21 protein-coding genes are annotated in these 22,998 nt (G+C 56.4%); 14 read left to right on the forward strand and 7 right to left on the reverse strand.

Going from position 1 to position 22,998, the window contains the following annotated elements; translation table 11 throughout:
• Position 1 precedes the first annotated feature (1 nt).
• The 3 genes from hemX to hemC are packed head-to-tail and all read right to left on the reverse strand — an operon-like array spanning position 2 to position 2,834.
• Positions 2 to 1,132 carry a uroporphyrinogen-III C-methyltransferase gene (gene hemX / locus IB226_RS20800; protein ID WP_101763760.1) on the reverse strand — a complete coding sequence of 377 codons (1,131 nt, stop codon included), beginning with the start codon at positions 1,130 to 1,132 and terminating at the stop codon, positions 2 to 4.
• Positions 1,133 to 1,155: 23 nt separating this feature from the next.
• Positions 1,156 to 1,896, reverse strand: coding sequence for a uroporphyrinogen-III synthase (hemD, locus tag IB226_RS20805; RefSeq protein ID WP_192236888.1), 741 nt, complete (start codon positions 1,894 to 1,896; stop codon positions 1,156 to 1,158).
• Positions 1,893 to 2,834, reverse strand: a complete 942-nt coding sequence (gene hemC / locus IB226_RS20810) for a hydroxymethylbilane synthase (protein WP_192236889.1) — start codon at positions 2,832 to 2,834, stop codon at positions 1,893 to 1,895. Before hemC ends, hemD begins: the two co-directional genes overlap by 4 nt.
• Before the next feature lie 316 nt (positions 2,835 to 3,150).
• Between hemC and IB226_RS20815 the strand changes: the two genes are divergently transcribed.
• The 9 genes from IB226_RS20815 to IB226_RS20855 all read left to right on the forward strand — a co-directional run bounded on the left by IB226_RS20815 (position 3,151) and on the right by IB226_RS20855 (position 13,927).
• Positions 3,151 to 5,712: a class I adenylate cyclase gene (locus IB226_RS20815; protein ID WP_101763758.1), complete on the forward strand. Its 2,562-nt coding sequence runs from the start codon at positions 3,151 to 3,153 to the stop codon at positions 5,710 to 5,712.
• Positions 5,713 to 5,846: 134 nt separating this feature from the next.
• Complete coding sequence (locus IB226_RS20820; RefSeq protein ID WP_101763757.1) at positions 5,847 to 6,050, forward strand: lipoprotein; 204 nt, start codon at positions 5,847 to 5,849, stop codon at positions 6,048 to 6,050.
• A gap of 29 nt (positions 6,051 to 6,079) precedes the next feature.
• Positions 6,080 to 6,904, forward strand: coding sequence for a diaminopimelate epimerase (dapF, locus tag IB226_RS20825; RefSeq protein ID WP_110867946.1), 825 nt, complete (start codon positions 6,080 to 6,082; stop codon positions 6,902 to 6,904).
• Complete coding sequence (locus IB226_RS20830) at positions 6,901 to 7,605, forward strand: DUF484 domain-containing protein (protein WP_101763756.1); 705 nt, start codon at positions 6,901 to 6,903, stop codon at positions 7,603 to 7,605. The genes dapF and IB226_RS20830 overlap by 4 nt, the downstream gene beginning before the upstream one ends.
• On the forward strand, positions 7,602 to 8,510 hold the full coding sequence (gene xerC / locus IB226_RS20835) for a tyrosine recombinase XerC (protein ID WP_192236890.1): 909 nt from the start codon (positions 7,602 to 7,604) through the stop codon (positions 8,508 to 8,510). Before IB226_RS20830 ends, xerC begins: the two co-directional genes overlap by 4 nt.
• The gene (yigB, locus tag IB226_RS20840; RefSeq protein WP_192236891.1) at positions 8,510 to 9,226 is read left to right on the forward strand and encodes a 5-amino-6-(5-phospho-D-ribitylamino)uracil phosphatase YigB; all 717 of its coding nucleotides are present in this window, start codon (positions 8,510 to 8,512) and stop codon (positions 9,224 to 9,226) included. Before xerC ends, yigB begins: the two co-directional genes overlap by 1 nt.
• Before the next feature lie 76 nt (positions 9,227 to 9,302).
• Positions 9,303 to 11,465: a DNA helicase II gene (uvrD, locus tag IB226_RS20845; protein WP_101763753.1), complete on the forward strand. Its 2,163-nt coding sequence runs from the start codon at positions 9,303 to 9,305 to the stop codon at positions 11,463 to 11,465.
• Between the two features lie 310 nt (positions 11,466 to 11,775).
• Entirely contained in the window at positions 11,776 to 12,729 is a 954-nt protein-coding gene (gene corA, locus IB226_RS20850; protein ID WP_008105777.1) for a magnesium/cobalt transporter CorA, read from the forward strand.
• A 145-nt stretch (positions 12,730 to 12,874) separates the two neighbouring features.
• Complete coding sequence (locus IB226_RS20855; RefSeq protein ID WP_101763752.1) at positions 12,875 to 13,927, forward strand: AbrB family transcriptional regulator; 1,053 nt, start codon at positions 12,875 to 12,877, stop codon at positions 13,925 to 13,927.
• Here the strand turns inward: IB226_RS20855 and rarD are convergent.
• Together rarD and IB226_RS20865 are read right to left on the reverse strand one after the other, a co-directional pair.
• Entirely contained in the window at positions 13,898 to 14,797 is a 900-nt protein-coding gene (gene rarD, locus IB226_RS20860; protein ID WP_192236906.1) for an EamA family transporter RarD, read from the reverse strand. The genes IB226_RS20855 and rarD overlap by 30 nt on opposite strands.
• 22 nt (positions 14,798 to 14,819) lie before the next feature.
• Entirely contained in the window at positions 14,820 to 15,290 is a 471-nt protein-coding gene (locus tag IB226_RS20865; RefSeq protein WP_101763750.1) for a thioesterase family protein, read from the reverse strand.
• Between the two features lie 165 nt (positions 15,291 to 15,455).
• On the opposite strand from IB226_RS20865, the gene pldA reads away from it, so the two are divergent.
• The 3 genes from pldA to rhtC are packed head-to-tail and all read left to right on the forward strand — an operon-like array spanning position 15,456 to position 18,820.
• On the forward strand, positions 15,456 to 16,334 hold the full coding sequence (gene pldA / locus IB226_RS20870; protein ID WP_101763749.1) for a phospholipase A: 879 nt from the start codon (positions 15,456 to 15,458) through the stop codon (positions 16,332 to 16,334).
• Positions 16,335 to 16,357: 23 nt separating this feature from the next.
• On the forward strand, positions 16,358 to 18,184 hold the full coding sequence (recQ, locus tag IB226_RS20875; protein ID WP_101763748.1) for an ATP-dependent DNA helicase RecQ: 1,827 nt from the start codon (positions 16,358 to 16,360) through the stop codon (positions 18,182 to 18,184).
• Between the two features lie 12 nt (positions 18,185 to 18,196).
• The gene (gene rhtC, locus IB226_RS20880) at positions 18,197 to 18,820 is read left to right on the forward strand and encodes a threonine export protein RhtC (RefSeq protein WP_110867926.1); all 624 of its coding nucleotides are present in this window, start codon (positions 18,197 to 18,199) and stop codon (positions 18,818 to 18,820) included.
• Between the two features lie 137 nt (positions 18,821 to 18,957).
• On the opposite strand, the gene rhtB is transcribed toward rhtC, so the two are convergent.
• Complete coding sequence (gene rhtB / locus IB226_RS20885; RefSeq protein WP_101763746.1) at positions 18,958 to 19,581, reverse strand: homoserine/homoserine lactone efflux protein; 624 nt, start codon at positions 19,579 to 19,581, stop codon at positions 18,958 to 18,960.
• A 105-nt stretch (positions 19,582 to 19,686) separates the two neighbouring features.
• Here rhtB and pldB point away from each other — a divergent pair, with 105 nt between their 5' ends.
• Together pldB and yigL are read left to right on the forward strand one after the other, a co-directional pair.
• The gene (gene pldB / locus IB226_RS20890) at positions 19,687 to 20,679 is read left to right on the forward strand and encodes a lysophospholipase L2 (RefSeq protein WP_101763745.1); all 993 of its coding nucleotides are present in this window, start codon (positions 19,687 to 19,689) and stop codon (positions 20,677 to 20,679) included.
• Between the two features lie 37 nt (positions 20,680 to 20,716).
• Complete coding sequence (gene yigL, locus IB226_RS20895; protein ID WP_192236892.1) at positions 20,717 to 21,517, forward strand: sugar/pyridoxal phosphate phosphatase YigL; 801 nt, start codon at positions 20,717 to 20,719, stop codon at positions 21,515 to 21,517.
• 33 nt (positions 21,518 to 21,550) lie between these two features.
• Here the strand turns inward: yigL and glpT are convergent, their stop codons facing one another.
• Positions 21,551 to 22,891, reverse strand: coding sequence for a glycerol-3-phosphate transporter (gene glpT, locus IB226_RS20900; protein ID WP_110867929.1), 1,341 nt, complete (start codon positions 22,889 to 22,891; stop codon positions 21,551 to 21,553).
• Positions 22,892 to 22,998 lie beyond the last annotated feature (107 nt).

A 22,998-nucleotide genomic window follows, 5' to 3' on the forward strand; every position in this document is an offset into this window, starting at 1 on the left:
GTTAGCCTCCTTGTTGATCAGCAGCAACCGATGGCTGAGCCAGCAAATTACGTACGCGGGTTTGCATCAGTTTTTCCAGCAGCGGCTGGCTTTCCAGCGTATCCGGCACATCCATTGAAATGCTTTGCTGGCTCAATTCATCCAGCTGTGCAAGGAAGGCTTTGGTGGCGGCATCGTTGGTGTCATACCAGGCGCGAACCCAGGTTGATACCGCATCGATAGACTGTTTGTAGATCTCATCCTGATGACGCGGTACGGCCTGAGCCGCAATCAGCAGGCGCGAACGAATGTTTTCGCGCAGGTAAACGTCCTGATTCGGTGCCAGCAGCGGCTGTGCGGTGTTGTCGCGGCGGCGGATGGTGATGAAATCATCCATAAAGTTATGCCAGCTTTTCACCAGATTTTGACGCCACTCGTGCAGCGAACTTGAGAGTTCACCGCCATCAGCGTCCATAGGCGAATCATCGCTGTCGTTGTCGGCCAGGCGTAGATTATCGACGCCGTTCGACAGCTGATTAAGCTTGAGGATGGTGCCGTCATAATCAACCTGGCTGACGGCGGAGAGTGAACTGATGTCCTGCGTTAAGGCGCGACGCACGTTCATCACACTCGGATCGTTCATGTCGGCCAGGCTGGAATCAGCACTTTTCAATAACGCTGCCGCGGTGGTGACATCCTGATCGCTCCACAGTTTGCGGCCCGCCAGTTTGACGAGGTAGTCCGCTTGCGCCAGTAGCCAGGTACGCGTGTCGTTTCCAGAGATGGTAGCGACTTTATCGCGCAGGGTTTCCAGCTCTTTTGCGCTGTTATCCTGCTGCGTGCGCGCCTGCTGCAAGGCGCTGTTGGCGCTATCCAGCTGTTGCGTCAGCTGCTGTTTGTCGCTGCCCAGTTGCTGCTGCAAGGCGCTCAGCTGCTCACTGAGATTCTGGTTAGTTTGAGCCTGTAAATCGGCCTGGTGTTTCCCATTAAGGTAAAGTCCCGCCCCAATCGCCAGCGCAATCACAATCGCCACGGCACTCAGCACCTTGCCATCGCCTTTTTTATCGCGAGGTGGTTTGGTTGCTGGCGAGGGAGAATTGTCCGCTGGGGTGGTTTCTTCAACCATGGCGGAGGAGGCTTTTTGTTCCGTCATTATGGCTCATCCCATTGTTAAGTTCAGCGTAACGCGCGCAGCAGCGCATCGTTATCGGCACCATCGGCTACATCAATGTCCTGCCAGCCTAATTCAGCGGCTTGCGTAGCCAAACGTTCACTGACGACCACAAGCCGACAGTGCAGTAACCATTCCCGACGATCAATTGGCGGAAACAGAGAAAAGAGTTGTTGTAACATTTCGCCGCTGGTTACCACCAGCGTTGTAATGCCGCGATCGCGCCAGCGTCGGCCTTCAGTCGCGCCTTTGTAGTGCTTTTCACAGCGCTGATAACACTCGCAGTATTGCACCTCAACGCCGCGTTCAATCAGCGTTTCTGCCAGCAACTCGCGCCCCGGACTGCCGCGCAGAATCAGCGCGCGTTTGCCACTAACCTGCTGCAGACGGTTCAGGCGCACCAGCTCTTCGCTGGTCTCCCGCGCATGAGGATAGTCTACTTTGAGATTACTGACGGTATGCAGGGCTAAAGCGGTGCTGCGACCAATAGCATAATAGTTGAGGGCTTCAGGCCATGTTGTCGCGCTTTGCTGTAAAGCGGGCTCGGCGAAAGTAACGACCTGCTGCGACAGTAAAAACACCAGATCGCCTGGCTGTAACGCCGCAAGTTGGCTTGGCAAATGGATAAGATCGCGACCCGGCGTAAATTCAATCAGCGGGAAGCCCCATGCCAGCTTGCCCAGGCTGCGCAAACGCGAGACCAGTTCAGTGGCGGCCGGTTCCGGGCGGGTCACGAGGATGGTCATACTGGCGGTTGACCTTGATACACTTCACGCAGAATGTCGCGCGCGCCGCCATCCAACAGCTCTTCGGCCAGCGAAACCCCCATTCTTTCGGCGTGATCGCGTGGACCGCGACGCTCGCCGACCACCATTTGACTGCCGTCCGGTGAGCCAACTAATCCGCGCAGCCACAGCTGATCGTCTTCCAGCACCGCGAAGCTGCCGATAGGCACCTGACAACCGCCTTCCAGCCGCGTGTTCATTGCGCGTTCGGCGCGCACGCACACGGCGGTATCGTCGTGATTCAGCGCCTGTAGCAGCGTAATCAATTGCTCATCATCTGCGCGGCATTCAATGCCGACGGCGCCCTGACCCACGGCGGGCAGAGAGATTTCGGCAGGCATTGCCTGACGGATGCGATCTTCCAGACCTAAACGCTTCAAACCGGCCGCCGCCAGAATGATGGCGTCATATTCACCGGCATCGAGTTTGCCGAGACGCGTGCCGACGTTGCCGCGCAGTGAGCGAATCACTAAATCCGGACGACGGGCGCTAAGCTGGCACTGGCGACGCAGGCTGGACGTCCCAACAACCGCGCCTTGTGGCAGCTCATCAACACTGTTGTAACGATTGGAGACGAAAGCATCGCGCGGATCTTCACGCTCGCAAATGGTCACCAGACCGAGGCCTTCTGGAAAATCGATCGGCACATCTTTCATTGAGTGCACGGCGAGATCGGCGCGGCCTTCCAGCATTGCCAGCTCAAGCTCTTTAACGAACAGCCCTTTGCCGCCAACCTTTGCCAGTGGCGTATCAAGGATGACATCACCTTTGGTGACCATCGGCAGCAACTCAACTTGCAGACCCGGATGAGCCGCCATCAGACGCTGTTGGACATATTGTGCCTGCCACAAAGCAAGGGGACTTTGTCTGGTAGCAATTCTGAAAATTTTGTTTAACATGCTGTTAACCATTTTGATCGTTCATCGAATATCCTATCATTGATAGGGGAATGCTGTCAGTTTCAACGGATTGAAAAGGCCGCGATGTCAGACTGCGCCTGGATCTTGCGGGTCGCAGTTTTATGTCGAAGTCTGAAAAAAGCAGGGCTACGGTCGGAACATGCTAAACTGTTAAGTAGCGCAACTTTCTTTACGGTCAATCCTCCGGGTGTTAGATTGATCACGTTTCCAGCAATTATTTGCCCGATATCTTTATTATTAAGCGGCAGAATGCGGAAACAGGGTGCTTAACACTGGGACAATCAGGCGAAACGTCTTGTACCTCTACATTGAGACACTGAAACAGAGACTGGATGCGATTAACCAGCTGCGTGTAGATCGCGCACTGGCTGCCATGGGGCCTGCTTTCCAGCAAGTCTACAGTCTGCTGCCAACATTATTGCACTACCATCATCCGCTGATGCCGGGCTACCTCGAAGGTAGCGTTCCGCATGGCGTCTGCCTTTACACGCCCGATGAAAATCAATTCCAGCTGCTGCAGAACTTAGCGGGCGGACAACCACTCGATCTCACCGCCGCCGTCGCGGGCGAACGTCCAATTACCGGCATTTACTCAATGGGCAGCACCTCGTCGGTTGGGCAAAACAGCATTTCCGACCTCGACATCTGGGTATGCCACCAATCGTGGCTGGATAATGAAGAGCGCCTCAATCTGCAGCGTAAGTGTACGCTGTTGCAGAAATGGTGTGTGTCGATGGGTGTGGAAGTCAGCTTCTTCCTGATTGACGAGAACCGTTTCCGCCATAACGAAAGCGGTAGCCTCGGCGGTGAAGACTGCGGTTCTACCCAACATATTTTGCTGCTGGATGAGTTCTACCGTACCGCCGTGCGTATGGCGGGTAAACGCATCCTGTGGAACATGGTGCCTGGCGAAGAGGAGCACCATTACGACGATTACGTCATGTCGCTCTATTCACAAGGCGTACTGACGCCGAATGAGTGGCTGGATCTCGGCGGCCTTGGCACGCTGTCGGCGGAAGAGTATTTCGGTGCCAGCTTGTGGCAGCTGTATAAAAGTATCGACTCGCCGTATAAAGCGGTGCTGAAAACCCTGCTGCTGGAAGCCTACAGCTGGGAATATCCCGACACGCAGCTCTTATCGATGGACATCAAGCAGCGCCTGCACGACGGCGAAATTGTCTCCTTCGGTCTCGATCCTTACTGCATGATGCTGGAGCGCGTGACGCGCTATCTCACCAGCGTTGATGACATGGCGCGCCTCGATTTAGTGCGTCGATGTTTTTATTTAAAAGTGTGTGAAAAGCTCTCGAGCGAAGATCACCATCATCAGCGCACCGGCTGGCGGCGCGAGATCTTATCGCAGCTGGTTAAAGAGTGGGGCTGGGATGAAGAGAAGTTAGCGGTACTGGATAACCGCGCGCAGTGGAAAATCGAACGGGTACGCGAAGCGCACAACGAGCTGCTGGATGCGATGATGCAGAGCTATCGCAACCTGATTCGCTTTGCGCGTCGCAACAATTTAAGCGTCAGCGCCAGCCCGCAGGATATCGGCGTGCTGACACGTAAACTGTATGCCGCGTTCGAGGCGCTGCCGGGTAAAGTCACTTTAGTGAACCCGCAGATTTCGCCCGATCTCTCGGAAGAGAATCTTACCTTTATTCATGTCCCGGCGGGCCGCGCTAATCGCGCCGGTTGGTATCTGTATAACCAATCGCCGGACATGAGTTCCATCATCAGCCATCAGCCGCTGGAATATAATCGCTATCTGAACAAGCTGGTGGCGTGGGCGTGGTTTAACGGTTTGCTGACCAGTAAAACGCGTCTGCATATGAAGGGCAACGATCTGTGCGATCTGCCGCGTCTGCAGGAACTGGTTAACGATGTGTCGAGCCACTTCCCGCTGCGCGTGCCAGCACCGACGCCGAAAGCGCTCTACAGCCCGTGCGAAATTCGTCACTTAGCGATTATCGTTAACCTGGAACACGATCCTACCTCCGCATTCCGCAATCAGGTGGTGCATTTCGATTTCCGTAAGCTGGATGTGTTCAGCTTCGGTCAGCAGCAGCAATGTTTGATTGGCAGCATCGATCTGCTCTATCGCAACTCGTGGAATGAAGTGCGTACGCTGCACTTCAATGGCGAGCAGGCGATGATTGAGGCGCTGAAAACCATTCTCGGCAAAATGCATCAGGATGCTGCGCCGCCGGATACGGTGGAAGTATTCTGCTACAGCCAGCATCTGCGCGGTTTAATTCGTACTCGCGTGCAGCAGCTGGTTTCGGAATGCATTGAGCTGCGTCTGTCGAGCACGCGTCAGGAACCGGGCCGCTTTAAAGCGTTACGCATGGCGGGCCAAACCTGGGGCTTGTTCTTCGAACGCATGAGCGTGTCGGTGCAGAAGCTGGAAAACGCCGTCGAATTTTATGGCGCGATTTCTAACAACAAGCTGCATGGTTTGTCGATTAAAGTGGAATCGAACCAGACGCCGTTGCCGCCGGTGGTGAACGGCTACGCCAGCGAAGGCATCATTCAGTTCTTCTTTGAAGATACTAATGACGATCGCGGCTTCAACATCTATATCCTCGACGAAACCAATCGCGTTGAGGTTTATCACCATTGCGAAGGCAGTAAAGAGGAGCTGGTGCGCGACGTGAGTCGATTCTATTCCTCGTCGCATGACCGTTTTACCTACGGTTCCAGCTTTATCAACTTTAACCTGCCGCAGTTCTACCAGATTGTGAACACTGGCGAACGTTTCCAGGTGATTCCTTTCCGCAGCCAAACGCTGACGCAGCTCTGCGCCACCCAGCCTGACAACGACAACGGCGACTTCCAGCCGCGCTATCAAATGCATTGATCCCGCCCGCGTTCGCGCGGCGGGATGCGCTGTTACTCTGACCTGCCGCAGGAAATGCGGCTATTTCCTGTTGCTTTTACAACGTCAACTGCGATGATAAGCAACCATGGCTTTAGGACAGAAGAGCAGACAGAATGATACGAGTGATGAGTCAGCTGGGTATGGCGCTGGCACTGGTCAGCCTGGTAGGCTGTGGCCTAAAAGGACCGCTGTATTTCCCGCCGAAAGATCAGCCAAACAAGCCGAAACAGCAGGTCACCGCGCAGCAGCAAAAAGCGGCTCAGGATGCTGATGTCGGTGGTTTGGTCACCAGCAAGCCTGGTTCGCAGGCCAACTAAACTCTATGAGTAATCCGGCGGAGCAGAAAATGCAGTTCTCAAAAATGCACGGTCTCGGCAACGACTTTATGGTTGTGGATGCTGTGACGCAAAACGTCTTTTTTTCGCCGGAACTGATTCGCCGCCTGGCGGACAGAAATCTGGGGATCGGTTTTGATCAGCTACTGATCGTTGAACCGCCTTACGATCCGGATCTCGATTTCCATTACCGCATTTTCAACGCCGATGGCAGTGAAGTCGCGCAGTGCGGCAACGGCGCACGCTGCTTTGCCCGCTTTGTGCGTCTGAAAGGTTTGACCAATAAAAGCGACATTCGTGTCAGCACGCAAACCGGCCGCATGGTGCTCAGCGTCACCAATGATGAGCTGGTGCGCGTCAATATGGGTCAACCCAACTTCGAACCGCAAAGCGTGCCGCTCCGCGCGAATAAAGCAGAGAACCTTTATTTGCAGCGGGTGGCCGAGCAAACCGTGATGTTTGGTGCGGTATCGATGGGCAATCCGCACTGCGTGATTCAGGTAGAAAGCGTGAAAACCGCGCCGGTGGAAACGCTGGGCCCAGAGCTGGAAAGCCACGAGCGATTCCCGGAGCGCGTCAATGTCGGCTTTATGGAAGTGGTCAATCGTGAACACATCCGTCTGCGCGTGTATGAACGTGGCGCAGGCGAAACCCAGGCATGCGGCAGCGGCGCCTGCGCGGCGGTTGCCTGCGGCGTTCAGCAGGGCATTCTGGCGGAAAATGTCCGCGTCGATTTGCCGGGCGGAACGCTGCACATTGCCTGGAAAGGGGAAGGGCAACCGCTGTTTATGACCGGTCCAGCCACACACGTCTACGATGGGTTTATTCATCTATGAAAAATGTCGAAGAGCAAACCGAAAGCGAGGTTTTGCTGGACGATCAATCGGTAAGCGCATTTCTGCGTCAAAACCCCGATTTTTTTATTCGCAATGCGCGCCAGGTTGAACAGATGATGGTGCCGCATCCGGTACGCGGCAGCGTTTCGCTGGTGGAGTGGCATATGGCGCGGCAGCGCAACCACATCCAGCAGTTAGAAGAGGAGATCACGCTGCTGATGGAGCAGGCTACCGCCAACCATCAGCTGTTTGATCGCCTGCTGGCGCTACAAGGTCATCTCGCCGCCGCCGACAGCTTGCAAGAGATGCTAACGCGTCTGCACCGCTGGGCGCGCGAACTGGGTCTGGCCGGCGCACACGTACGCGTGTTCAATGACAAGTGGCACATCGGCGCACCCTCTGATTTCACCCAGCTCGGCTTGTCACGTCAGGCATTCGAACCGCTGCGCATTCAGCGCTTCGGCAATGAACATCACTATCTCGGCAGCCTGAACGGTCCGGAATTGCTACTGCTGTTGCCGCAGGCCAAAGCAATTGGCTCGGTAGCGATGTCGCTGATGGGCGAACGCGGCGAGCTGGGCATATTAATGTTCACCAGCCGCGATAATCAGCATTATCAGGCGGGCATGGGCACGCTGCTGCTGCAGCATCTGGCGCAAATGTTGCCGGATCTGCTGTCACGCTGGATTGAACGCGCATGAGTCACGTCAGTCCGCTGCTGCCGGCCGTGGATGACTTTCTGCGTTATCTCAAGGTCGAACGCCAGCTGAGTCCGCTGACGCAAAAGAATTACCAACGGCAATTGCAGGCGATTATGGCAATGGCCGATGAGATGAAGCTGACGAGCTGGTCGCAGCTGGAACCGGCGCAGGTGCGCAGCCTGGCGGCACGCAGCCGGCGGGGCGGTTTAGGCGCCAGCAGTCTGGCGCTGCGTATGTCGGCGCTGCGCAGTTTTCTCGACTGGCAAGTGCATCAGGGCATGCTGAGCGCCAATCCCGCCAAAGGCATCGCCACGCCGCGTAATGCGCGCCATCTGCCGAAAAACATGGATGTCGACGAAGTTAACCAACTGCTGGAGATCGATCTTAACGATCCGCTGGCGGTACGCGACCGCGCGATGCTGGAAACCATGTACGGCGGCGGTTTGCGTCTGTCTGAGCTGGTGAATATGGATTGTCGCCACATGGATTTGGAGGCAGGTGAAGTGCGGGTGCTGGGTAAAGGCAGCAAAGAGCGCCGCGTACCGATTGGCGGCACGGCGGTTACCTGGATTCAGCACTGGTTACCGCTGCGTGCTAGCTTTGCGCCGCAGGATGATGCGGTGTTTGTCTCCAGCCGCGGCAGCCGGATTTCGACGCGCAACGTGCAGAAGCGTTTTGCCGAATGGGGCATCAAGCAAGGCGTTGCCAGCCATATTCATCCGCATAAACTGCGCCACTCTTTTGCCACGCATTTGCTGGAATCAAGCGGCGATCTGCGCGCGGTACAGGAACTGCTCGGTCACGCCAATCTGGCGACCACGCAAATCTACACCCATCTGGATTTCCAGCATCTGGCGACGGTTTACGATGCGGCCCATCCGCGTGCCAAACGAGGAAAGTCTTAATGAAGTTTTATCGTCCGCTCGGCCCAATCAAAGCAATCACCTTTGATCTCGACGACACGCTGTATGACAACCATCCCGTCATCCGCAAAACCACTGCCGAATCGCACGCTGCGCTGCAGGCGTATCATCCGGCGCTGCGAGAATTCACCCCGGCGGATTATCAGGCGCTGCGCAATGAGTTGCTGGCGCGCGAGCCGGAAATTTATCACGACGTGTCTGAATGGCGTCGTCGCTCGGTGGAGCTGGCACTGCTCAATGTCGGCTTATCCAAAGCGGAAGCCACCGCCGGTGCCAGCGACGTGATGAGCGTCTTCCATCAGTGGCGTAGTGAAGTCGATATGCCGGAAGAGACGCATCAAACGCTGACGTGGCTGGGCGAGCGCGTGCCGCTGGTGGCGATCACCAACGGCAATGCCTGTCCGGAAAAGCTCGGCATCCATCATCACTTCCAGTTCGCGCTGCGTGCCGGTCCGCACGGTCGCGCCAAGCCGTGGCAGGATATGTATCATCTGGCCGCTGAGCGTTTGAACATCGTACCGCAGCACATTCTGCACGTCGGCGACGATCTCACCACCGATGTTGCCGGTTCGCTGCGTGCCGGCATGCAAGCCTGCTGGATCAATCTGCGAGAAGGCAATCTGATGAAGATCGACGATGCGCGTTTGCTGCCGCATGTTGAAATTGATCGGTTGGCATCTCTGACCTCGCTGCTATAATCCACACATGTAAATATATACAGCTCTATCCGCAGCAGTGTGGATTTGAGTTCATTTTCTTTCGCGAACGGTGCTTATGGACGTTTCTGATCTGCTTGACGGCTTGAATGACAAACAGCGCGAGGCGGTCGCCGCACCGCGCAGCAACCTGCTGGTGCTGGCCGGAGCAGGCAGTGGCAAAACCCGTGTGCTGGTGCATCGCATCGCCTGGCTGCTGTCGGTAGAGAACTGCTCGCCGTATTCGATTATGGCGGTGACCTTTACCAATAAAGCGGCGGCGGAAATGCGCCATCGTATCGATCAACTGATCGGCACCAGCCAGGGCGGCATGTGGATTGGCACTTTCCACGGCCTGGCGCACCGTTTACTGCGCGCGCATCACCTTGATGCCGGTTTGCCGCAGGATTTCCAGATCCTCGACAGCGACGATCAGCTGCGTCTGCTGAAGCGCCTGATCAAAGCGATGAACCTTGATGAGAAACAGTGGCCTGCGCGTCAGGGCATGTGGTACATCAACGGCAAAAAAGATGAAGGCCTGCGGCCAAAACACATCGAAAGCTACGGCAATCCGGTTGAGCAAACCTGGCTGCGCATCTATCAGGCGTATCAGGAAGCCTGCGATCGCGCCGGATTAGTGGATTTCGCCGAGCTGCTGCTGCGCGCCCACGAACTCTGGCTGAACAAGCCGCATATCCTGAACCATTACCGCGAGCGTTTCAGCAACGTGCTGGTGGATGAGTTCCAGGATACCAACAATATTCAGTACGCATGGATTCGCATGCTGGCGGGTGATAGCGGCCGCGTGATTATCGTCGGCGATGACGATCAGTCGATTTACGGCTGGCGCGGTGCGCAGGTGGAGAACATCCAGCGCTTCCTGCAGGATTTTCCCGGCGCGGAAACCATTCGCCTGGAGCAGAACTATCGCTCGACCAACAACATTCTGAAAGCGGCGAACACGCTGATCGCCAACAACAATGGCCGCCTCGGTAAGGAACTGTGGACCGACGGCAGCGATGGCGAAAAGATCTCGCTCTACTGCGCCTTCAACGAGCTGGATGAAGCGCGCTTTGTGGTCAATCGCATCAAAAGCTGGCACGAGAACGGCAATGCGCTGCAGGATTGCGCCATTCTCTACCGCAGCAACGCCCAATCGCGCGTGCTGGAAGAGGCGCTGTTGCAAGGCAGCATGCCGTATCGCATTTATGGCGGCATGCGCTTCTTCGAGCGTCAGGAGATTAAAGATGCGCTGGCCTATCTGCGTTTAATGGCCAATCGCAATGACGATGCAGCCTTTGAGCGTGTGGTGAACACGCCGGTGCGCGGCGTCGGCGATCGTACCCTCGATGTGGTGCGCCAGACCGCGCGCGATCAGCAACTCACCTTGTGGCAGGCCACGCGCGAGCTGTTGCAGAACAAAGCCTTAGCAGGACGCGCCGCGTCGGCGTTACAACGCTTCTGCGAGTTGGTCGATTCACTGGCCAGCGAAACCGCCGAGATGCCGCTGCATGTGCAAACCGATCGCGTAATTAAAGACTCCGGTTTATGGGTGATGTACGAGCAGGAGAAGGGCGAGAAAGGCCAGGCGCGTATAGAAAACCTTGAGGAACTGGTCACGGCAACGCGCCAGTTCAGCTATCAGGACGAAGACGAAGATTTGATGCCGCTGCAGGCGTTCTTGTCGCATGCGGCGCTGGAGGCAGGCGAAGGCCAGGCCGACAAATGGCAGGACGCGGTGCAGCTGATGACCATGCACTCGGCGAAAGGGCTGGAGTTCAGCCAGGTATTTATCGTCGGCATGGAAGAGGGCATGTTCCCGAGCCAGATGTCGCTGGATGAAGGCGGTCGTCTGGAAGAGGAGCGCCGTCTGGCTTACGTTGGCGTGACGCGTGCCATGGTCAAGCTGACGCTCACCTATGCTGAAAGCCGTCGTCTTTATGGTAAGGAAGTGTATCACCGTCCATCACGCTTCATCGGCGAGCTGCCGGAAGAGTGCGTGGAAGAGGTGCGTTTGCGCGCCAGCGTCAGCCGTCCGGTGAGCCATCAGCGCATGGGCACGCCCATCGCGCAAAATGACAGCGGCTTCACGCTCGGCCAGCGCGTGCGTCATGCCAAGTTCGGTGAAGGCACCATCATCAACCTCGAAGGCAGCGGTGAACACAGCCGTTTGCAAGTGGCGTTTCAGGGCCAGGGCATCAAGTGGCTGGTGGCGGCTTACGCCCGTCTGGAAACGGTGTAGCGCGGTTGCGCTACCTTGACGACTTTTTCGTCTCAGCGTAACATGCGCGCACTATTATCATGAGAGGACAATGCCTTGGACGCGCCCAGTCGATGCTGGCTCAATCATCTGTTTAACAGGAACTCCTAAGGTTACCTCTTTTAGCTGGTAGCCTTAGCGGTTAACAGCGACCTCCCTTTTTTACTCTCGTCGCGTGAGTTAGCACTGATTTACCCTTGAAGCGAAAGTTTCCGTGTTCAGGCTTCGCCGTGCCCGTAATTTACAGTGGTCACCGCCTTGTCCCATTCCAAAAAAATGGGGAGTTATTGCTATGCTGAGCGCATTTAAACTCGATCGTAATCGCCTGACGCGCATCGAGCTGGAAGAAGATAACGACAAACTCAACACGTCTGTTTGGGTCGATCTGATCGAACCTGACGACAGCGAACGCGATCGCGTGCAATGCGAGCTCGGCCAGAGCCTGGCGACGCGTCCGGAGCTGGAAGACATCGAAGCCTCGGCGCGTTTCTTCGAAGACGAAGACGGCCTGCACATTCACTCCTTCTTCTTCTTTGAAGATGCCGAAGACCACGCTGGCAACTCCACCGTGGCATTCACCATCCGCGAAGATCGCCTGTATACGCTGCGCGAACGCGAACTGCCAGCTTTCCGTCTCTATCGCATGCGTGCGCGCAACCAGATGCTGACCGATGGCAACGCCTATGAGCTGCTGCTGGATCTGTTTGAGACCAAAATCGAACAGCTGGCGGATGAGATCGAGAACATCTATAGCGCGCTGGAGAAACTCAGCCGCGTGATCATGGAAGGCCAGCAGGGCGAAGAGTACGATCAGGCGCTGTCACGTCTGGCGGAGCTGGAAGATATCGGCTGGAAAGTGCGGTTGTGTCTGATGGATACCCAGCGCGCCCTCAACTTCCTGGTGCGCAAAGCGCGTCTGCCGGGCAACCAGCTGGAGCAGGCGCGTGAAATCCTGCGCGATATCGAATCGCTGTTGCCGCATAACGAATCGCTGTTCCAGAAGGTCAACTTCCTGATGCAGGCGGCAATGGGCTTCATCAATATTGAGCAGAACCGCATCATCAAGATCTTCTCAGTGGTTTCGGTGGTATTCCTGCCGCCCACGCTGGTGGCATCCAGCTACGGCATGAACTTCGAGTTTATGCCGGAGCTGAAATGGAGCTTTGGTTATCCGGGCGCGATTAGCCTGATGATTCTCGCTGGCCTGGCGCCGTACCTCTATTTCAAACGCAAGAACTGGTTGTAACCGTTCTTAAGTCCAGGTCGTCATGAATGACGACCCTACAAAACCGCTCATGACAAATGTAGGGGCGCCATTTATGGCGACCTGGTAGATAAACTTAAATTTTCTGCGTAACCTGTTGGCTCTGCTCACTATCTGATTCTCTCCTATGGCGCGCTTCTCATTGCGACTTCAGTGGACACTGCTGCTGATTGCTTCGTTAGTGCTGGGGATTATCCTCCAGCTGTTCCATCTTCCTGCGGCCTTGCTGCTTGGCCCGATGATCGTCGGCACCTTTATGGGCTTGTCCGGCGCGACTGTTCGCATCGATAAACGTTTCTTCGTGCTGGCACAAGCGGTGCTCGGCTGCATGATTGGCCAGAGCTTATCGCCGGGCATTCTCACACCGCTGATCCAGGATTGGCCGGTGGTGTTGGCGGTGCTGGTGCTGACGTTGGCGGCCAGCGGCCTGTCCGGCTTTCTTCTGGTACGCTTCAGTAGTTTGCCCGGCCCAACCGGCGCATGGGGATCGTCGCCCGGCGGCGCTTCGGCGATGGTGGCGATGGCCGGTGATTTCGGGGCGGATGTGCGGCTGGTGGCGTTTATGCAGTATCTGCGCGTGCTGTTTGTCGCCACCGCTGCGGCGGTGGTGGCGCGCATTGGCCTCGGCACCCACGGCGGTGCAGCTGATCTGGTATGGTTTCCCGCGCTGCACAGCAGCTTTCTGCTGACGCTGCTGGTGATGGTCGCCGGTGCGTGGCTCGGCCAGAGGCTGCGAATTCCTTCTGGTGCCTTGCTGCTACCCGCGCTGATCGGTGCGGTATTGCACGGCACCGATGTGGCGACTTTGCAGGTTCCGGAATGGCTGCTGGCGCTAGCCTATGCACTGATTGGCTGGAGCGTGGGATTGCGTTTCACCCGACCGATTTTCAAACTTGCGCTGCGAACGCTGCCGCAAATGTTGCTGTCGATTTTTGGTTTGATGCTGTTGTGCGGCGGATTAGCCTGGATGCTAACGCGCGTGCTACACGTCGATCTGATGACCGCCTATCTGGCAACCAGCCCGGGCGGGCTGGATACCGTGGCGATTATTGCGGCCGGCACGCGGGTCGATATGGCTTTTGTCATGGCGCTGCAGACGCTGCGTCTGTTCACCATTCTGCTTACCGGTCCGGCGCTGGCGCGTTTTATTTCACGCTACGCGCATGCGCGCCCGAGCTGAGAACGCAACCGCATCAATAATGAACACGGCGAGCGCCAGCCAGATAAAGCCGAAGGTCACCATTTTATCCGGCGTCAGGCGCTCGCCGTAGAACAGCACCGCCAGCAGGAACATCAGCGTCGGACCCAGATACTGGAAGAAACCGACGGTCGATAAGCGCAGACGCGCGCAGGCGGCTGCAAAAAACATCAGCGGAATGGTGGTGATAATGCCCGCCGCGACCAGCTTGAGATTGAGGCTCATGGCGTTGGCGCTGAGATGGCTGGTGGCGCTGTCGGCAAAACCAAACAGGTAAATCGCCGCCAGCGGGAATAGCCATAGCGTTTCGATCAACATGCCACTTTGCGCATCGACCTGAATTTTTTTGCGCACCAAACCGTACAAAGCAAAACTCAACGCCAGGCCAAGGCCGATAATCGGCAGCGATCCAAACTGCCACAGCTGCACCAGCACGCCGGTGGTCGCCAGCAGTACCGCCAGCCACTGCAAGCGGCGGAAGCGTTCGCGCAGGAACAGCATGCCAAACACCACATTAATCAGCGGGTTGATAAAGTAGCCGAGGCTGGCTTCCAGCATGTGCTGATTGTTCACTGCCCAGATAAACAGCAGCCAGTTGCCGCCAATGGTGATGGCGGTCAGCGCCAGCAGCAGCACCTTTTTCGGCTGAGCCAGTACGCTACGTACCTGCGCCCAGCTGCGCGTCAATGTGATCAACAACAGCATAAACAGTGCGGACCAAATCACGCGATGCGTCATGATCTCGGTAGCGGGCACCTCTTTGACCAGTTTGAAGTAGGCGGGGGCAATGCCCCAAATGAAGTAAGCGCCGAGCGCATAGCCAATACCCTGGCGAGTTTGTTGCGAATCCATCATGTCATTCCAAAAATACTGATTAGCCAATCATGTAGGTGGCGGTAGCGGTGGCGATGTAATCGCCTTGCTGGTTATGTAACTCCACGCGCGCCACAGCGACTTTGTTGCCGCCGCGCAGCAGGCTGCTGGTGGCGACAAAGCGCTCGCCACGGCCAGGGCGCAGATAATCCACGCGCATATCGATGGTGCCCATGCGCGACAGGCGCTGACGCAGCTCTTCCTCGGTAATGCTCTCCTGACGCGTCAGCGCATAGCTGACACACACCAGCCCGGCCGCGACATCGAGCACTGAAGCGATCACGCCGCCGTGCAGAATCTGCTGCGCTGCGTTGCCGACCAGCATGGTTTTATTGGCGAAGCCGAGTTCGGCGTAATCCGCTTCCAGTCGATCCAGCTCTAATCCGAGCGCCTGATTGAAGGGCATGTGATAAACAAAGATTTCGCCAATCAGACGACGCGCTTCCTGCTGTGTCAGCAACGGGGATGACATAATGCCTGCCTTAAAATGTTAACGAGTTGTGTATATTATGCCGCGTTCGAGCCGCTTTCCAGTTTCGGAAATCGGCGCTGATCAACCGCAGGTTTTGCGTGTAGAATGGCCTGCTTTTTGAACCGTCACTTGACGATTACGACACGCAGTTCTCTGGAGAATTCTATGCGTAAGCATTACGCCTTGCTGGCCGCGGCGCTGATCCTTCCTGGCCTGGCGCAGGCTGAAGAAGCCACGATAAAAGAGGTTCATGATGCACCGGCAGTGAAGGGCAGCATTATCGCTAACCTGCTGGAGAAACACGATAACCCGTTCGTGCTTTATCCTTACGAAAACAACTATCTGCTCTACACCTACACCAGCGACATGAACAAAGAGGCGATCTCTTCGTACAACTGGGCAGACAAAGCTAAAAATGATGAAGTAAAATTCCAGCTCAGCCTCGCGTTTCCGCTGTGGCGCGGCATTTTAGGCGATAACTCGGTGCTGGCGGCGTCCTATACTCAGCGCTCGTGGTGGCAGCTCTCGAACCGTGGGGCGTCATCACCGTTCCGTGAAACCGATTATGAGCCACAAATTTTCCTCGGCTGGGCCACCGATTACACTTTCGCAGGCTGGACCTTACGCGATGTGGAAACCGGCTTAGTGCATCAGTCGAACGGCCGCAGCGAGCCGACCTCACGCAGCTGGAACCGCGTTTACGCGCGCTTCATGGCGCAGAACGGCAATCTGCTCGCAGAGATCAAACCCTGGTATCGTCTGCCTGAAAGTGAAAGCAATGACGATAACCCGGACATCACCAAATACATGGGTTACTACCGCGCCAAGCTCGGCTACATGATGGGCGAGAACATTTTCAGCGTGGAAGGTAACTACAACTGGAACAGCGGCTTTGGCGGTGCAACCTTCGCCTGGAGCTACCCGATCTCTGAACACGTGCGCTTTTACACGCAGGTCTTCAGCGGTTATGGTGAATCATTGATCGACTATAACCATCGCCAGACGCGCTTCGGCGTGGGCGTGACGCTCAACGATCTGTTCTAACCCGCAACAAAGACAGGATTACCGTGGCAACATCGGCAGTGCTTAATCAGGAAATGCTGGCGCAGCAGGTATTACAAGATACCTTCGGCTATCAGCAGTTCCGCCCAGGTCAGCAAAACATCATCGAAACCGCCCTGTCAGGACGCGATTGTCTGGTGGTGATGCCGACTGGCGGCGGCAAATCGCTGTGCTATCAAATCCCGGCGCTGGTGCGCGAAGGGCTGACGCTGGTGGTTTCACCGCTGATTTCACTGATGAAAGATCAGGTCGATCAGCTGCTGGCCAACGGCGTGGCTGCAGCGTGCCTCAACTCGACGCAGACGCGTGAGCAGCAGCAGCAGGTGTTTGCGGATTGTCGTACCGGCAAGCTCAAGCTGCTATATATCGCGCCTGAACGTCTGATGATGGACAATTTCCTCGACAGCCTGCACCAGTGGAATCCGGTGATGCTGGCGGTGGATGAAGCGCACTGTATTTCGCAGTGGGGCCACGATTTCCGTCCGGAATATGGCTCTATCGGCCAGCTGCGTCAGCACTTCCCTGATTTGCCGGTCATGGCATTGACCGCCACCGCCGATGAAACCACGCGTAACGATATCGTCCATCTGCTGCAGATGGACGATCCGCTGATTCAAATCAGCAGCTTTGACCGCCCCAATATTCGCTACACGCTGGTGGAGAAATTCAAACCCACCGAGCAACTTCTGCGTTATGTGCAGGATCAGCGCGGCAAAAGCGGCATCATTTACTGTAACAGCCGCGCCAAAGTGGAAGACACCGCCGCGCGCCTGCAGAGCCGTGGTTTGAGCGTTGGCGCGTATCACGCCGGCATTGATAGCGCGCAGCGTGCCAGCGTGCAGGAAGCTTTTCAGCGTGACGATCTGCAAATCGTGGTCGCCACCGTGGCGTTCGGGATGGGCATTAACAAACCCAACGTGCGCTTTGTGGTGCACTTCGATATTCCGCGCAACATCGAATCCTATTATCAGGAAACCGGCCGCGCCGGGCGCGATGGCCTGCCTGCCGAAGCGATGATGCTTTACGATCCGGCCGACATGGCGTGGCTGCGTAAATGTCTGGAAGAGAAAGTGCCCGGCCCGTTGCAGGATATAGAACGCCACAAACTCAACGCGATGGGCGCGTTTGCTGAAGCGCAAACCTGTCGTCGTCTGGTGTTGCTGAACTATTTCGGCGAAGGTCGCCAGCAACAATGCGATAACTGCGATATCTGCCTCGATCCGCCGCGTCGCTACGACGGTTTGCTGGAGGCGCAAAAGGCGCTGTCGAGCATCTATCGTACCGGCCAACGCTTTGGGATGGGCTATATTGTTGAAGTTTTGCGCGGCGCCAGTAATCAGCGTATTCGCGACAACGGCCACGACAAACTGCCGGTGTACGGCCTGGGCCGCGAGCACAGCCACGAACACTGGATCAGCGTGCTGCGTCAGCTGATTCACCTCGGGATGGTAACGCAAAACATCGCCATGCATTCTGCGCTGCAACTCACCGAAGCGGCGCGTCCGGTATTACGTGCGGAAGTGCCGCTGATGCTGGCGGTGCCGCGTATCGTGACGGTGAAAACGCGCGGCAGCAGTTCGCCGAAAGTGCACAGCGGCAATTATGATCGCCAGCTGTTTGCCAAGCTGCGTAAGCTGCGCAAAGCGATTGCCGATGAAGAGAATATTCCGCCGTACGTGGTGTTTAACGATGCCACGCTGATTGAAATGGCAGAACAAATGCCGATTAGCGCGTCAGAAATGCTCAGCGTGAACGGCGTCGGTCATCGCAAACTGGAGCGTTTTGGTAAACCGTTCCTGGTGATGATCAAAGAACATGTAGATGAAGGTTAAAGGAAAAAATTCATGCTGATGTTATTCGCCACCGTCGCGCTGGTGCATCTGGTTGCGCTGATGAGTCCCGGCCCGGACTTCTTCTTTGTGTCGCAAACGGCGGCGAGCCGCTCGCGCAAAGAGGCGATGATGGGCGTTCTGGGCATTACGCTGGGTATTGTGATCTGGGCCGGAGTGGCGCTGATGGGCCTGCATCTGATCCTGGAAAAAATGGCCTGGCTGCATGAAATCATTATGGTCGGCGGCGGATTGTATCTGCTGTGGATGGGCTGGCAGCTGATGCGCTCAGCGCGTCAACGTCATAAGCAGCCACAATCGGAAGCGCCGGTGGTTGAGCTGCCGAAAAAGGGCATGAGCTTCCTGAAAGGTTTCCTGACTAACCTGTCGAACCCAAAAGCGATCATCTACTTCGGTAGCGTATTCTCATTGTTTGTTGGCAACGACGTTGGCGCGATGGAGCGCTGGGGGTTGTTCCTGCTGATTATCGGAGAGACGTTCGCGTGGTTTACGCTGGTGGCGGCGATTTTCGCTATGCCGTGGATGCGTGATAAGTATCAGCGAATGGCGAAGTGGGTGGATGGTATGGCGGGCGTGTTGTTCGCCGGTTTTGGCATTCACCTCATCATTTCACGTTAAGCCTGGTTTACTTGCCATTTCGGTACCGGGCAGTGCTCGCCCTCCTCACGTACGACGTGTACGCTCCGGGGGCTGCGCGCTGGCCGGCACCGAACTGGCTGCGCCACCGACGGCTTTGACGTGGGTGCGATTTTCTTTTACGCCATTCTGCGTGCGCTGGCTAGCAGCGCGCCTACTGCCATAAACAATCCACCAAAGGTGCGGTTCAGCAGCTTCATCTGCTTCGGTCCTTTAATCCAGCCGGCGATACGCGTTGCCAGCGTGGCGTAACCAATCATTACGATGATATCGACCACAATGGTGGTCACGCCCAGCACCAGATATTGCATGAGCTGCGGCTGGTGCGGCTGAATAAACTGCGGGAACAGCGCAGCGAGAAACACGATGCTTTTCGGGTTGGTGAGGTTTACCAACACGGCACGCTTAAACAGGCGGCGACGCGGCATGGCTTTGGCAACGGCGTCGAGGTCGATGCCACCCGCCGAGCGCCACTGCTGAATGCCCAGCCATACCAGATAGGCTGCGCCGGCCCACTTCAGGACTTCAAACGCCAGAATCGATTGGGAAAACAGCGCACCCAAACCGGCGCCGACCAGCACAATATGAATGGCCAGACCCAGCTGCAAGCCGGTAATCGATGCCGCTGCGCCGCGATAGCCGTGACTGATGCCGGTGCTCATAGTGTTGATCGCGCCGGAACCAGGTGAAAGGCTAAGGATGGTTGTGGTCAGCAGATAGGTTAACCACCATTCAATGGTCATGTGTGACATTCCCTGAAGTTAGCGAAGTGTGACACAATACGACAGAAAATCGCCGCACGCTACGCAGCACAGGCGCGCAAATCACGTTTTTTTTCAGGGGGACGGATGCAGCAGCATAAACAGAGTTGGCTCGGACGTGAGCGAGGCTTTTCGGCCTTTGCCACCGGTCCGCTGCTCGACTTCTGGCGTCGCCGTGAAGAGTGTGAATTTACCGGCGTCGGCAACCTGAAGATTCGCTACGTCCGTTTCACCTCACCGCAACATCGCCGTGTCATTCTGGTCGTGCCTGGCCGCATTGAAAGCTACATCAAGTATCCCGAACTGGCTTACGACCTGTTCATGTGCGGCTACGATGTGGTGATTCTCGACCATCGCGGTCAGGGACGCTCTGAACGTCTGCTGGAAGATTCGCATCGCGGCCATGTGGTGGAATTTGGCGACTACGTTGACGATCTGGAAACGCTGTATCTGAAAGAGATCGTGAGTCCACATTATCAGCAGCGCTACGTGCTGGCCCACTCGATGGGCGGCGCGATTTTAGCGCTGTTTCTGGCGCGTCAGCCGCAGGCGTTTCATGCTGCGGTGTTCTCCGCGCCGATGTTTGGCATTGTGCTGCCACTGCCCGACTGGATGGCGCACCGCATTCTGGACTGGACCGAGAAACTGCCGGCGCTGCGTGAAGGTTACGCGCTGGGCACCGGGCGCTGGCGCGCCAATCCGTTTGGCATCAACCGCCTGACGCATAGCCGCGAACGCTATCGCCGTAATCTGCGTTTTTACGCCGACGATCCGGCAATTCGCGTCGGTGGCCCCACTTATCACTGGGTGCGCGAAGGCGTGCAGGCCGGGCGGGACATCTTCAATCAGGTAGCGAACATCACCACGCCGACCTTGCTGCTGCAGGCCAGTGAAGATGATGTGGTGGATAACCGCTCACAAAATCTATTTTGTACGGCGATGGCCGCAGCAGGACATCCCTGCGCGGGCAACGCGCCGTATGTGATCAAAGGAGCGCGTCATGAGATCTTGTTTGAAACAGACGCGATGCGTGCCGAAGCGCTAAACGCGGTGGTCGATTTCTTTGAACGCCACGCTTAATCAATTTTACTTTCCGATATCAACACCCGAGGTTTACATGTATCACATCGTCGCATCCGACCTGGATGGCACGCTGCTCTCTCCGGACCACCGCCTGACGCCGTTCGCGCGCACCACGCTGCAGGAACTGGTGGCGCGTGATATCCACTTTGTCTTTGCCACCGGCCGTCACTACATCGACGTCGGACAGATGCGCGATAAGCTCGGCATTCCGGCTTACATGATCACGTCTAATGGCGCACGCGTGCACAATGCCGCAGGTGAACTGGTGTTCAGCCACAATCTTGACGGCGACATCGCCAGCGATCTCTATGGCCTGCAATATCATGACGAGCATATCCTGACGCACGTCTATCGCGACGATGAGTGGTTCATGAGCCGTCATCGTCCGGATGAGCAGGACTATTTCCGTGAATCGGTGTTTAACTATCAGGTTTACCAGCCGGGCATGCTGCCGACTGATGGCATCAGCAAAGTGTTCTTCACCTGCGAAGATCCGGAGCGGTTGATTCCCATGGAGCAGGCGATTGAAGCGCGCTGGGGCGATCGCGTGAATGTCAGCTTCTCGCTGCCAACGTGTCTGGAAGTGATGGCGGGCGGCGTTTCCAAAGGTCACGCGCTGGAAGCGGTAGCGAAACAGCTCGGCCACTCGCTGAAAGCGTGCATCGCCTTTGGCGACGGCATGAATGATGTGGAGATGCTCAGCATGTCGGGTAAAGGCTGCATCATGCGCAATGCGCAGCAGCGTTTGAAAGATACCTTGCCGACGCTGGAAGTGATTGGCAGCAACGCGGATGACGCCGTGCCGCACACGCTGCGTAAACTGTTCCTCGCCTAGAAAAAAGGGCCGGTCACCACCGGCCCTTTTTAGTTATGCCAATTGTTTCTTGTGTTTGTGTTCACTGACCATGGTGAGCAGCAGCAGAATCACCGCCAGCACCGATCCGCCAATCATCACAATGAATCCGCCGTCCCAGCCGAAATAATCCACGGTGTAACCGACAATCGCACTCGCCGCAACCGATCCGCCGAGATAGCCAAACAGCCCGGTAAAGCCGGCTGCCGTTCCGGCCGCTTTTTTCGGTGCCAGTTCCAGCGCGTGCAAGCCAATCAGCATCACAGGACCGTAAATCAGGAAGCCGATCACAATCATGCACAGCATGTCGATGCCTGGATTGCCTGGAGGATTCAGCCAGTACACCACGGTGGCGATGGTCACCAGTGTCATAAAGAACACGCCGGTTGCGCCACGGTTGCCGCGGAACACTTTGTCCGACATCCAGCCGCACAGCAGCGTGCCGGGAATACCGGCATATTCGTAAAAGAAGTAGGCCCACGAGGATTTATCCAGCGTGAAGTGCTTCACCTCTTTCAGGTAGGTCGGCGACCAGTCGAGAATGCCGTAACGCAGCAGGTATACAAACACGTTCGCCAGTGCGATGTACCACAGCAGCTTGTTGGGCAGAATGTACTGCATGAAAATCTGCTTCGCCGTCAGCTCCTGCTCGTGATCCTCGTTGTAATCCGGCGGATAATCATTTTTCCACGCTTCAATCGGCGGTAAACCGCAAGATTGTGGTGTGTCACGCATCAAGGCGAAGGCAATAATCGCGATGAGGATGGCGCCAAACGCCGGCATATACAGCGCGGCTTTCCAGTCGTTAAACCACGCCATGCCGAGCAGGAACAGCAGCGGAGGAATACCGCCACCGACGTTATGCGCGCAGTTCCAAACCGACACAATTCCGCCGCGCTCTTTCTGCGACCACCAGTGCACCATGGTGCGCCCGCACGGCGGCCAGCCCATGCCCTGGAACCAGCCGCACAGGAACAGCAGCACAAACATCACCATGATGCTGGAGGTGGCCCACGGCACGAATCCCATCACCAGCATCACCGCTGCGGCAAGGATCAATCCGGCGGGCAAAAACACGCGCGGATTCGAGCGGTCTGAGACCGAGCCCATAATGAATTTCGAGAAGCCGTAAGCGATTGAAATGCCCGATAGCGCAAAGCCGAGATCCCCGCGCGAGAAGCCTTGCTCCACCAGATAAGGCATTGCCAGCGCAAAGTTTTTACGCACCAAATAGTAGGCGGCATAGCCAAAAAATATTCCCAGGAAAATCTGCCAGCGCAGACGACGATAAAGCGGATCAACACGATCATCGGCCACTTGTGGGCGATGCGGTGCAGGTTTGAAAATACTCAACATGAGTGTGGCCCTCCAGGGCGCGATATAGTTATGAGTTCCCAGCAGGTTGGGGCAAAAACAGGCAGTAAAAATGGCAAAGCGAAGTTTCCATTTCGCGCAAAGGATAG

The organism is Pantoea sp. PNT03, from assembly GCF_014852515.1.
GTDB classification, from domain to species: domain Bacteria; phylum Pseudomonadota; class Gammaproteobacteria; order Enterobacterales; family Enterobacteriaceae; genus Pantoea; species Pantoea leporis.

Excerpts from the sequence above, each read along its gene's own strand:
- glpT (WP_110867929.1), bottom strand. The coding sequence starts at position 22,891 with ATGTTGAGTATTTTCAAACCTGCACCGCATCGCCCACAAGTGGCCGAT.
- corA (WP_008105777.1), top strand. The coding sequence starts at position 11,776 with ATGCTGAGCGCATTTAAACTCGATCGTAATCGCCTGACGCGCATCGAG.
- pldA (WP_101763749.1), top strand. The coding sequence starts at position 15,456 with ATGCGTAAGCATTACGCCTTGCTGGCCGCGGCGCTGATCCTTCCTGGC.
- IB226_RS20820 (WP_101763757.1), top strand. The coding sequence starts at position 5,847 with ATGATACGAGTGATGAGTCAGCTGGGTATGGCGCTGGCACTGGTCAGC.
- IB226_RS20865 (WP_101763750.1), bottom strand. The coding sequence starts at position 15,290 with ATGTCATCCCCGTTGCTGACACAGCAGGAAGCGCGTCGTCTGATTGGC.
- hemX (WP_101763760.1), bottom strand. The coding sequence starts at position 1,132 with ATGACGGAACAAAAAGCCTCCTCCGCCATGGTTGAAGAAACCACCCCA.
- dapF (WP_110867946.1), top strand. The coding sequence starts at position 6,080 with ATGCAGTTCTCAAAAATGCACGGTCTCGGCAACGACTTTATGGTTGTG.
- rarD (WP_192236906.1), bottom strand. The coding sequence starts at position 14,797 with ATGGATTCGCAACAAACTCGCCAGGGTATTGGCTATGCGCTCGGCGCT.
- yigL (WP_192236892.1), top strand. The coding sequence starts at position 20,717 with ATGTATCACATCGTCGCATCCGACCTGGATGGCACGCTGCTCTCTCCG.
- rhtB (WP_101763746.1), bottom strand. The coding sequence starts at position 19,581 with ATGACCATTGAATGGTGGTTAACCTATCTGCTGACCACAACCATCCTT.
- hemD (WP_192236888.1), bottom strand. The coding sequence starts at position 1,896 with ATGACCATCCTCGTGACCCGCCCGGAACCGGCCGCCACTGAACTGGTC.
- yigB (WP_192236891.1), top strand. The coding sequence starts at position 8,510 with ATGAAGTTTTATCGTCCGCTCGGCCCAATCAAAGCAATCACCTTTGAT.
- uvrD (WP_101763753.1), top strand. The coding sequence starts at position 9,303 with ATGGACGTTTCTGATCTGCTTGACGGCTTGAATGACAAACAGCGCGAG.
- IB226_RS20830 (WP_101763756.1), top strand. The coding sequence starts at position 6,901 with ATGAAAAATGTCGAAGAGCAAACCGAAAGCGAGGTTTTGCTGGACGAT.
- hemC (WP_192236889.1), bottom strand. The coding sequence starts at position 2,834 with ATGTTAAACAAAATTTTCAGAATTGCTACCAGACAAAGTCCCCTTGCT.
- IB226_RS20855 (WP_101763752.1), top strand. The coding sequence starts at position 12,875 with ATGGCGCGCTTCTCATTGCGACTTCAGTGGACACTGCTGCTGATTGCT.
- xerC (WP_192236890.1), top strand. The coding sequence starts at position 7,602 with ATGAGTCACGTCAGTCCGCTGCTGCCGGCCGTGGATGACTTTCTGCGT.
- pldB (WP_101763745.1), top strand. The coding sequence starts at position 19,687 with ATGCAGCAGCATAAACAGAGTTGGCTCGGACGTGAGCGAGGCTTTTCG.
- rhtC (WP_110867926.1), top strand. The coding sequence starts at position 18,197 with ATGCTGATGTTATTCGCCACCGTCGCGCTGGTGCATCTGGTTGCGCTG.